The organism is Pseudomonas sp. JV449 (assembly GCF_032424295.1).
GTDB lineage: Bacteria > Pseudomonadota > Gammaproteobacteria > Pseudomonadales > Pseudomonadaceae > Aquipseudomonas > Aquipseudomonas marginalis.
The window spans coordinates 40075-50777 of the sequence record NZ_VYKD01000017.1 but is presented as its reverse complement, the minus strand read 5'-3'; the positions used below and the strand labels follow the sequence as shown (position 1 = coordinate 50777).

At 54.4% G+C, this 10703-nt stretch carries 11 protein-coding genes; 2 read left to right on the top strand and 9 right to left on the bottom strand.

Going from position 1 to position 10703, the window contains the following annotated elements; genetic code table 11:
- Window positions 1–2 precede the first annotated feature (2 nt).
- The 6 genes from F6S08_RS16745 to F6S08_RS16720 all read right to left on the bottom strand — a co-directional run bounded on the left by F6S08_RS16745 (window position 3) and on the right by F6S08_RS16720 (window position 5523).
- Window positions 3–1148, bottom strand: a complete 1146-nt coding sequence (locus F6S08_RS16745; protein WP_315871948.1) for an efflux RND transporter periplasmic adaptor subunit — start codon at window positions 1146–1148, stop codon at window positions 3–5.
- Between the two features lie 417 nt (window positions 1149–1565).
- Window positions 1566–2753: an XdhC family protein gene (locus tag F6S08_RS16740; protein WP_315871947.1), complete on the bottom strand. Its 1188-nt coding sequence runs from the start codon at window positions 2751–2753 to the stop codon at window positions 1566–1568.
- Between the two features lie 51 nt (window positions 2754–2804).
- Window positions 2805–3710, bottom strand: a complete 906-nt coding sequence (locus F6S08_RS16735) for a LysR family transcriptional regulator (protein ID WP_315871946.1) — start codon at window positions 3708–3710, stop codon at window positions 2805–2807.
- A 102-nt stretch (window positions 3711–3812) separates the two neighbouring features.
- Window positions 3813–4166: a cyclophilin-like fold protein gene (locus F6S08_RS16730; protein ID WP_315871945.1), complete on the bottom strand. Its 354-nt coding sequence runs from the start codon at window positions 4164–4166 to the stop codon at window positions 3813–3815.
- Between the two features lie 116 nt (window positions 4167–4282).
- Window positions 4283–5023, bottom strand: coding sequence for a DUF4405 domain-containing protein (locus tag F6S08_RS16725; RefSeq protein ID WP_315872024.1), 741 nt, complete (start codon window positions 5021–5023; stop codon window positions 4283–4285).
- A gap of 2 nt (window positions 5024–5025) precedes the next feature.
- Complete coding sequence (locus tag F6S08_RS16720; protein WP_315871944.1) at window positions 5026–5523, bottom strand: hypothetical protein; 498 nt, start codon at window positions 5521–5523, stop codon at window positions 5026–5028.
- 453 nt (window positions 5524–5976) lie between these two features.
- Between F6S08_RS16720 and F6S08_RS16715 the strand changes: the two genes are divergently transcribed.
- Window positions 5977–6657 carry a class I SAM-dependent methyltransferase gene (locus F6S08_RS16715; protein ID WP_315871943.1) on the top strand — a complete coding sequence of 227 codons (681 nt, stop codon included), beginning with the start codon at window positions 5977–5979 and terminating at the stop codon, window positions 6655–6657.
- A 200-nt stretch (window positions 6658–6857) separates the two neighbouring features.
- Window positions 6858–7589, top strand: coding sequence for a RibD family protein (locus F6S08_RS16710; RefSeq protein ID WP_315871942.1), 732 nt, complete (start codon window positions 6858–6860; stop codon window positions 7587–7589).
- A gap of 294 nt (window positions 7590–7883) precedes the next feature.
- Here the strand turns inward: F6S08_RS16710 and F6S08_RS16705 are convergent, their stop codons facing one another.
- The 3 genes from F6S08_RS16705 to F6S08_RS16695 are packed head-to-tail and all read right to left on the bottom strand — an operon-like array spanning window position 7884 to window position 10703.
- On the bottom strand, window positions 7884–8657 hold the full coding sequence (locus tag F6S08_RS16705) for an L-iditol 2-dehydrogenase (protein WP_315871941.1): 774 nt from the start codon (window positions 8655–8657) through the stop codon (window positions 7884–7886).
- A gap of 57 nt (window positions 8658–8714) precedes the next feature.
- A complete protein-coding gene (locus F6S08_RS16700) occupies window positions 8715–9812 on the bottom strand; it encodes a sn-glycerol-3-phosphate ABC transporter ATP-binding protein UgpC (protein WP_315871940.1) in 1098 nt (365 codons plus the stop codon).
- Between the two features lie 57 nt (window positions 9813–9869).
- Entirely contained in the window at window positions 9870–10703 is an 834-nt protein-coding gene (locus F6S08_RS16695) for a carbohydrate ABC transporter permease (RefSeq protein ID WP_315871939.1), read from the bottom strand.

The window sequence follows — 10703 nt, the reverse complement described above, 5'->3', positions numbered from 1 at the left end:
GTCTACTCCGATTTGGCGCTGGTATTTGCTGCTACAGAGGCGCTGGTCGCCTCACCACTCTTTGCTTCCTGAGCGACGACCGTTACACCGGGTCTAATAAACTGCAGCCCTTCGACGATAATTTTATCTCCGGCACTCAAGCCGCTCTCCACTAACACATTCGCACCAACGGTGCGGCCGACCTTGAGCTGGCGTTGCTCGACTTTATTGTCAGCGGTAACCACCATGGCTGTTGGAGTACCTTTAAGGTCCCGGGTCACACCAATCTGCGGAGCAAGAATGGCCTGTTCAGCAACACCGGCCTGCAGCCGGGCGTGCACAAAGATCCCAGGCAGCAGCACGTGATCAGGGTTAGGAAATACCGCCCGCAAGGTGACCGAGCCGGTTGTCTGGTCCACCGAGACTTCCGAGAATTCCAGTGAACCCTGCAGCGGGTACTCGCTGCCATCTTCAAGTGTCAGATTAACTTTCGCACCCTTGTCGGCAGACTTCTGCAAATGTCCGTTTTCAAAAGCCCGGCGCAGCTTCAGCATCTCGCCGTAAGGCTGTGTGACGTCGACATAGATGGGATCGAGCTGCTGGATAGTCGCAAGAGGAGCTGCCTGGCCATTGGCAACCAGCGCACCTTCGGTCACGGCAGAACGTCCAATCCTCCCGCTGATGGGTGCGAACATTTTGGTGTATCTCAGGTTGATCTGAGCCCCCCTGACTTGGGCCTCTGCCTGCATCTGCTGAGCTCGGGCGGTGTCATACTCCTGCCTGCTCACCGCTTGCTCGTCGATCAGCTGCCGATACCGAGTGGTCAGCGAGCGGGATTGCTCCAAACTTGCCTGCGCGCTGGCGAGCGTGACCTCATAGGTTGATGGGTCGATCTGATAGAGCTGCTGACCAGCCTTGATATCTGCGCCTTCCTGGAACAAGCGTTTCAGGACGATACCATCCACCTGCGGTCGAACCTCGGCAAGGCGGTAAGCACTGGTACGCCCGGGCAGATCGTTAGACAAGGCCACAGCTTGAGGTTTGAGGGTCACCACACTGACTTGGGGGGCTTGCGCCGGGGTAGCAGCAGTCTGCTTGTTGCACCCACTGAGCATTGTGGCGAAAGCAATGACAGTTATCAAAGCGGGAAAGATGGGCTTGAAAGGCATAAAGTCCTCGATCACAGCGCTGACAAAATGCGCGCATGAGTTTGCAAGCTGCCGCAGCACAGATTGAAACCGGTGCTGATGGCAATGGGAGAAAGTTCGGCGAGTACACGCAAGGGCGCGCGGCGAAGAACGAGCTTATTGACCGGGCCAAGTAAGCCCAGCGAGCCAATGCGCTGTGCATTGGATTCTTATAGGGACATGCTAACAATCGAGATGCCTGGGGATTAGCCCATTTTCACTGAAATCACCAGTGAAGAATATTCAGCAATAAAATAGTTTCAGGACTTTTCAAAGTTTAGGCAGCGCTCTATATCGAGCCGTTAGCACTTCATTGCACGCCGATTAATGAATTTTGATCACGTCTGACTCAAGTACTTGTTGCACTTAAGCGAATCCAATACCGGCGGCACCGTCAATTCAAGACCTTTGCCATTCAGAGGCTGAAGATCTTCGAGAACAACTCGACTCAATCCGATCGCTTTCGTGAATCGTTGAAGCCCGCAACTTTAAACTTCCCCCCACTCGCCCATGCATGACCGCTTGAATCTCCCCAAGCACTGCCACCGCTACGCTTTCCGGTGTGTCTCCGCCAATGTCCAAACCAATGGGGTAGTGCAACCGGTCCCGCGCGGGCAACCGATCCGTCTGTCGAATTATTTCAGCAAGCAGACGCTCGGTCCGGTCACGCGGTCCAAGCTGACCGATGTAACGGGGATTTGCTTGCAAGGCCCCTTTCAACCAATGCGCATCCTGGCTGAGACTATGGGACATCACCGTGACAAATGCCCCCTCTACTAACTCTAGAAACTCGAAGGGTCCGCCAATACGGGCGCTCAACACCGAATCCGCCGCGGGAAAACGTTCCGGGCGGGCAAAATGCGGGCGACTATCAACAACCGTGACATGCCATCCGAGTATCTTCGCCATCCGCACCAAGGGTTGCGCATCATGACCGGCCCCAAAAATTATCAATCTCGGTGCGGGCGCGACGTACTCAAGAAAGACCTCTACCTCTGTAGAGCCTTCAGCGTAGTGCTGAAGTGAAGACTTTTGCCGGTCCAGTGTGAGACGTAGGTCAGTGGTAATTCGCTCGTCCAGTGCAGGATGGTAGAGGCCACTGAAGGGCGCCGCGCCAGATTCCAAGAACACACGGTCTCCGACATCTACGCGGCTATTACGCGAGCACGCGATCACCGTGGCGATTGCTACAGGCCTCTGCGTGTTCCTGACTTTGCGTAACGCATCAAGCAGAGCGCATTGCTTTTTGGCTGGTATTCGCTCAAACAAAACATACACTTTGCCGTTGCAACCCAGCCCGAAACCAAGAGCCTCTTCACCACCCTCTTCGTCTGTAGCCTCAGCAGTGCTATAGCTGCGAATCACCGGCCCCGACTCACTCAACCACCAGGCCTTTCGCACTACCTCACCCTCCAGGCAGCCACCACTGATAGTGCCCTCGGGATGTCCATATTGCGACACGAGCATGCGCGCACCCGGACGGCGATAAGCCGAACCCTCGACTTTCACAACAGTGGCGAGAACAGATTCCCGGCCTTCGATTTGTTCGCACTGTATGGCGTCAAGCAATGCGTTCAAGCTGGACATATTAGATTTCTCTCCCAAAACGAATCAGGCAGTACTGCTGACAGCCACCCCCTATCCAATCGGGCGCACCTCTCTGATCAACTCAATCAGCAAACGTAGTGCAATCGGCACCTGCCGGTAGCTTGAGTAATAGATATGGAAACCTGGACCGACACTGACCCAATCCTCTAAAACCACTTGTAAAATCCCTTCCGCTACAAGCGGCGCGACAATGGGTTCAGCACAATACGTCAGCCCCGCCCCTCGGGTGACCATGGCGAGCATCATCCGCGTCTCATCCAGGACGACATTCCCAGACACAGGAATCTCTAATTTTTCCCCCTCTTTCTCGAACTCCCAGTTGTACATCCGACCGTTGCCTAGCCGAAACCTCAAGCAACTGTGTTGCTTCAGATCCTCTGGGTGCAGCGGCATGCCACATTTTTCGAGGTAATCGGCGGCTCCTACCACGACCCATCGAACAGGGGGCGAAAGGCTTTGAGCAATCATGCCTTCAGGTACCGTAGCGCCATACCTGATCCCGGCGTCGAAGCCCCCCTCAACGATGTCCACCATACTGTTGGTGGTCGAAACTTCCACTTCGATGTCTGGATAACGATGAGCAAATGTCGATAAAACAGGTGCCAAAAGAAGGAGCGCCGCATCACTGAAAACATTCAACCGTATGCGACCGGTGGGCTCATCACGAAACTTATTCAACAGCTCAACGGCTTGATCGATTTTGTCGACAGGTTCGCTTATCAACGCCAGCAGTTCCTGACCGGCTGCCGTCAGGGTGACGCTGCGAGTCGTGCGATTGAGCAACCGAACCCCCAGTCTTGCTTCCAATCCCTTGATCGCATGGCTTAGCGCAGAAGCACTAATCCCTACTTCAACACCAGCGCGACTGAAGCTTGAATGACGGGCGACGGCCAAAAAGTAGATAAAATCGCCAAAGTTGGCACGAGTCAGCTGCATTAGTTCTCTGCCGTCAGTATGAAACGTTTAAACAAAACCGCACCGCCAGCCAAACGCCGCACGCAGCTTTATCGGCGTGGTTCAGAAGCGTTGCAGATGGGATCAGTCACCAAGCAAGGTGATCGTCACGTCAAGCGGCCCGGGGCGCGCGAGTATTTCCAGACCGGAATCAATCCTGCCGAGTTTGATAAGGCCACTCGAATACTCGAAGCCTTTATGAAAAATGGCGAGATTCCCCCAAGGCGCATAAAAAGCGACATCCCCCGCCGAAGGAGTGAAGCCTGCTGGCGCGCCCTGTGTCGACAATGGCCTAGGCAGGTCGCTGATTTTCTCGGTTGAGGCGTAGTCTTCCAGTGTCAGTTTCATCGGAAGCTGCTTAACGAAATCTTTGGATGAATCGTTGTTGTCGAGCGTTGCCGTAACCAGACCGTCAGAGAGATCGATGCGTATTTTCATAATTGCTCCACTTGGGTTCGATGGGCATTGCCTGAGCGATAACCTGACGTGAATTGACCACTTCAGACCCTTTAAAAACCAGGGTCTCGCTTGGCGGTTACCGTCGTTAATGCTCTCTAAAACTGCTGAATTGGAGGGTCAACGGATGAATTTTTATTTGCCGGGGAAACGGCGTTAGCCGTTAACGTGTTGCGCCGAACGACCGTTCGCGCCACCACCATCACATAATGAGCGGTGATCGCGGCGAGGCAGAGGACTGCAACCCAATGCACGAAAAAAGGGGCAACCGTGACCGTGAAATCCCAGAAATCTAAGCTGTGATTGAACGTTAATTTCGTCCAAGCTCCCAGTACCGAGAAACTCCAGATCCCGTATTCCGCCATCAAAACTGCGGCAATACGAAGCGCCATTGTTCTTGGCATGCTTTGATAATTTAATTTCAAAACCGAACCCAACATGGCCATGACTCGCGCCCAATGCACGCCCACATGAGTGCCTACCAAGATGACCACCCAGTAAGCTACGAACCAATGAACATTGCGGATGTAAAAGTTGTCGCGGAAGGTAAAAAGAGTAAAGACCGATTTTGAAATCAGAACACTCGTCACCAGCAACGCAACGACAGCAACGATTATTAGTAAGTGCAATACGAGGGAGACAGCGCCGCTCAGGTCATAAGAGGTTCTAAACATTCCTGTAAGTCCGCTTCGATTCCGGACCACGTGCCAGCCGATCAACGAAAACAGGACAGCACCAAAGATCTCGTGCGCCAAATTGTCGAGCCACCAGTAGGCGAGCGAACATAGCAGCAGCGTGGCCATCACGAGCGGAAGCAGCAGGCATTTGATAAGGGCCATTTTCAAGGGGAAGTGCTCGACTGTGGTTTTTCGTGGCCAGCAGATTCTTTGAAATTCAGCGCGTCGTCGAAGGTGAACAGGTAACTCTGTTCCCTGCGCGACCGCTGATGGCAGGCATAGCATTGGCCCACTTTCTCGTCGACCTTCACCGTTTGATCCGGCCAGAACCATTGGTACGCCCAATCGTCAATTCCGTCGCCCGTTTTTTGCGCAACCAGATAACGCTCGAGGACATCACTCTGGTAATCCACCAAAACGACATGTGACCCCGCAGGGACAGGTTGGCCCGCTTGAAGCGCATCAAGCGCAGCTTGGCTTGTGAGCATGTGCTCCCTGGTCACCCCGCGTCGTACAGTCGTGTAATGCTCCAATTGATCAAGCGGTGGAAACGTCACGGCATTCGGTTCGGCCCAGGCCGAGGTCGGGCCTGCTCCATCCGGGGAAAACCCGAAAGTTAGAAGCAGTGTGCCAAAACCCAACTGCCAAACCTTTCTGTTCATCCGTCAGATCTCTTTGCTTGCTTCATCGTCTACGTTACGGGCCGCCCTACATTCAAGCCGCCCCCCCAAATTGGTCACAGCCAAGGTATCAGCTGACTGTAAAACTGAAATACTGCGCAGCGATTGAAGCCATGAATGAGATTTATCAATTCATTGACGGTCCTGTGGTATTCCAGACGCCACCCATCAATCTAGCTCATGGTTATATGCAATCCATGCCGCTAGCTCTCCATTACCCCTGTCGTAAAATCACGTCACAGTCCCTCAGTCAGCAGCCTCTATCATCTATAAGCTCAACGTGCCGGATACCTAAGGTGTGCTGAAAACGTGAAGCCGAGCAAACATGCGGATATGCGTCACCTACCCGTCAAAAGCTTTGACTGCATAGGTCGGAATGAGGATCTACTGCTCCAGCCCCGTGAAATATTTTTCTCAATAAGTGGAGTCCCATTGATGCCTTCTCCGATCAAGCTTGAATTTTCCGAGAAGTACGACGATGAGCACGCACGGAATTATTTGCTCAAGCATCAGGACAATCTGGCTCGGCGGCTATCCCACAGACGCGATGAACAACTGGCGAGCTTGGCGTTGGCCATAGCGGGTGAGCCTGGGCTGGTCTTGGATTTGCCTTGTGGAGCCGGGCGTTTTTGGCCCTTACTGGCGCAGACACCCGGCCGGATGATCATCGGTGCCGACAACTCAGCGTCTATGCTGGAAGTCGCAACTGTCGCTCAGCCTGCCGATGTGGTGAAGCGGGTACGTCCGTTGCAAACTTCTGCCTTTGATATCGATCTGCCGGACAATTCGGTCGACTGCATATTCTGCATGCGCTTGATGCATCACATCGGCGATGCCCAACACAGACTGGCGATACTTCGTGAATTCCAACGTGTTACCCGGGACAGTGTGATTATTTCCCTGTGGGTAGACGGCAATTTCAAGGCGTGGAAACGCAAGCGTGTCGAAGTTCGCCGCCGGGATAAAAATGATCAGGAGCGGTACCAAAATCGGTTCGTACTATCGGCTACTACTGTCGAGGCAGAGTTTGAGCAGGCGGGTTTCAGTATTCAAAAATCATTGGACTTCATACCGTTCTACGCCATGTGGCGAGTGTATGTATTGCGCAGGAGATAACAAGACGATTCCAGCGTTGTATATAGCAACAAGCCGCAACCTTATGACCTTGATCACCTGCAAAATCTTGTCGGCCAGATCATGTCTCCAGCGGTTGCCAGAAACACCCTTGTAACACAACAACAATAACTACGGTCACGCTGTCATCAGCTCAATCGTGATAGCAGACCGCATATCAATTTTGATGGGATTTACAACTCATGCTCCCTCGAATCATATGCCACATGATCAGCTCCGTGGATGGCCGCCTGGTGTCTTCTCGATGGACACCTCTCCCCAACGGGGACAGCGAGCAAACCATTTGCAACCACTACGAGCTCATTGCCGACCGCTTGGGTGGCGACGGTTTCATCATAGGCCGAACGACCATGGAAGCATTCGATGGCATCTCTTCAAAACCACCGCTTGTTGCGGAACACAGTGGTGGCATGCGCGACCACTACATAGCGCATGAACCAGGGGACCCGGTTGCAATCGTGATTGACCCCTCCGGGAAACTGCATTACCAGACGGATACTATTGATGGCGGGCATCGGATTATCTCCATTCTCGGCGACTCGGTATCGGATGCCTATTTGCAGGCGCTGCGAAACCAGGGCATTTCCTATCTCTTCGCAGGCCCTCATTGTGGAGACCTTAAGCAAGCGTTAGCGATGCTAGGCGCCCAGTTTGGATTGAAGACCCTGCTACTCGAAGGTGGCGGCGTGATCAACGGGACCTTTTTGAAGGCTGGTCTGATTGATGAGATAAGCCTTTTGATTTACCCAGGAATAGATGGCTTGAGCGGGGTACCAAGCATATTTGAATACCACGGCCAGTCGGATGAACGCCCTGCATCCGGCCAGTCCCTGCGCCATATCAGTACGCAAACGATCGAAGATGGTTTCATCTGGGCCAGGTACCTCGTTGCGAAGATGTCATCGGACACATGACACATTCAACAAGGGGCAAGCATCTAACGCCCATCCTGATAGTAGCCATAAGGCTTTTTTGAATGACCTGAAAGCCCCCATAGGCGCGCAGATACATCTACCGCCCTATATCGATCCCCTCCCCCCTGGGGGAAGCGGTTGCAAAAACTTTGCTGCCAGCACCCACCTCAACGATCGGCTGATGGAACACACTGCCGGGCTCTCATGAGTCCGGCAGCGATCGTGAGGATGCCGGGGTCAAACCGCCGACTCACTGGAAAGTGTATACCTCCCCGGTCATCCGTCCTCCTGCACTCAGCTCATCCAGTTCCCGCCATCAACGTTGTACGTTTGTGCGACGATATAATCGCTCTCCGAGCCCGCCAGGAAAATAGCCATTCCTATCAGATCCTCTGCCGTCCCCATTCTCCCATACGGAACTTCAAGGCCCACGAGCCGCTTCTTCTCACCTAGAGGTCGATTCTCGTGTTTGGCAAAGAGTGCGTCGACACCGTCCCAGTGTTCGCCATCGACAACCCCCGGGGCGATCGCATTGACATTGATTTTGTGCTTGATGAGGTTGAGGCCAGCAGACTGCGTAAGGCTGATGACGGCCGCCTTGGTGGCGCAGTAGACGCCTACCAGTGCCTCACCGCGGCGACCCGCCTGGCTGGCCATGTTGATGATCTTCCCGCCATGCCCCTGACTGATCATCTGCTTCGCAGCGGCCTGAAGCGTGAACAGCGTGCCGCTGACATTGATTGCAAAAAGCCTATCGTAGCTTTCCCGAGTGATCTCGGTGATCGGTGCAAGATCGAACAACGCCGCATTGTTCACAAGGATGTCCAGCTTTCCTGCGCGGGCAACGACCTCGGCGATTGCTGCATCAATGGACGCCTGGCGGGTAACGTCCATCTCCACCGCGTAAGCTTGCGGACCAAGTTCGGCGGCTGTCGCTTGAGCTCTTTCCAAATTGATGTCGGCGATAGCGACCGTAGCGCCTTCACCGATATAGGCCTGGGCAAACGAGCGGCCAATACCGCGCGCGGAACCAGTGATCAAAGCGCTTTTACCTTCGAGACGTTTCATTGAATCTACCTTTGTGGTTCGTGGCGCGCTTCATCGAGAGAGCGCGCCTGATGGAAGTCAGGCCGCGCGTGATGCCGCAGGGCTTACCGAAAGACCGCTCTCGTCAAATAGATGGCAATGAGCGACATCGAGGGTGAGATAGCGCCGGGCGGCGTACGGCACTTCGCAATCCCCCTGGACACGAACCGTCAGGCTTTCTCCTGAATCGACATTCACATGGCAGAAGGTATCGCTGCCTAGGCGCTCGGTGACATCCGTTGTGACCGGCACTTGGCCTTCAACGCCCAGCGTCAAATGCTCCGGCCGTATCCCGATCGTCACGGATTGCCCGACCGACAACGCACTGCTGTCGCGTGGAATGAGCAAAGTGGCTCCAGAGGAGAATCTAACCTCCACCCCCGATGCATGCACGGCATGGACAGTTGCCTGCAAAAATCCCATTTTGGGTGTCCCGAGAAAGCCGGCAACGAACAGGTTGGCGGGGTGATGGTAGAGCTCAAGCGGCGAACCAATCTGCTCGATCCGTCCTGCGTTAAGCACAACGACCTTGGTAGCGAGCGTCATGGCTTCGACCTGATCATGGGTCACGTAGATCATGGTCGCCTGCAGCTCCTTATGCAGTCGGGACAGCTCCAAGCGCGTCTGTACACGCAGGGCAGCATCAAGGTTCGACAGTGGCTCATCGAACAGGAAAATCTTGGGGTTTCGAACAATTGCACGCCCAATAGCGACCCGTTGGCGCTGACCTCCTGACAACTGCTTAGGCTTGCGGTCGAGTAGAGAACCAAGTTCGAGAATCCGTGCGGCCTCGGCGACCTTCCTTTCCACATCCGGCTTCTTCTCACCGGCCAGATCCAAGGCAAATGACAAATTCTTGCGTACCGTCATGTGCGGATACAGAGCATAGGTCTGGAATACCATGGCCAGGTCACGTTTGGCAGGAGTCACTTCAGTGATGTCTCGGCCGTCGAGCTCGATCGTGCCGCTTGTGACTTCTTCCAGACCCGCGATCAGGCGCAACAGGGTCGACTTGCCACACCCCGACGGCCCTACGAACACGACAAACTCCTTGTCCTTAACCTCGAGATCGATGCCCTTGATGATGGACAGTCCCTCGAAACCTTTCTTGAGATTTTCTATTTTCAAAGTGGCCATGCGTAAAGTCCTGTATGAAATTGGAGCCTTCGCGAAATCAGTGAATGCCTAACGTCGTTATTTGACCGCGCCGAAGGACAACCCACGAACCAATTGCTTCTGACTGATCCAGCCGAAAATCACGATAGGTGCGCAGGCCAATGTTGAGACCGCAGAAAGCTTCGCCCAGAACAGACCCTCGGGGCTTGAGTAGGAAGCGATCAGCGCGGTCAGAGGTGCGGCGCTGGAGCTCGTCAGGTTGAGCGACCAGAAGGCCTCGTTCCAGCACAGGATCATCGAGAGCAACATGGTCGAGGCCAGCCCACCCTTGCTGATGGGCAGCAACACGCGCAGCATCTCCTGCCCCAGGGTCGCCCCGTCCAACCTGGCCGCCTCCAAAATCTCCCGGGGGATGTCTTTGAAGTACGTGTAAACCATCCACACCACGATCGGCAGGTTGATCAGGGTGTAGATCACGATTAGCGCGATCCGGGTGTCCAGCAACCCCGCCCCCTTCGCCAAAAGGTAAATAGGCATGAGCACCCCTACAGGGGGAAGCATCTTGGTCGATAGCATCCAAAGCAGCGTCTGCTTGGTGCGCTTGGTCTCATAGAACGCCATCGAATAGGCCGCCGGCACCGCGATCAGCATGCACAACGCTGTAGCGGAGAAGGAAATCAGCACCGAGTTCCACGCGAAGTGGAAGTAGTCACTGCGCTCCTGGATGTGCAAGTAATTCTCCAGCGTAGGCATGAAGATGAACTGTGGCGGCGTAGCGAAGGCGTCGATCTCGGTCTTGAAGCTGGTAAGCACCATCCAAAAGATGGGAAAGAACAACAGCAAAGCGGTGACCCAGGCCAAGCTGCCGAGCAGTACGCTTTGCAGTGACCGGGATTGTTTGAGCGTCATCAT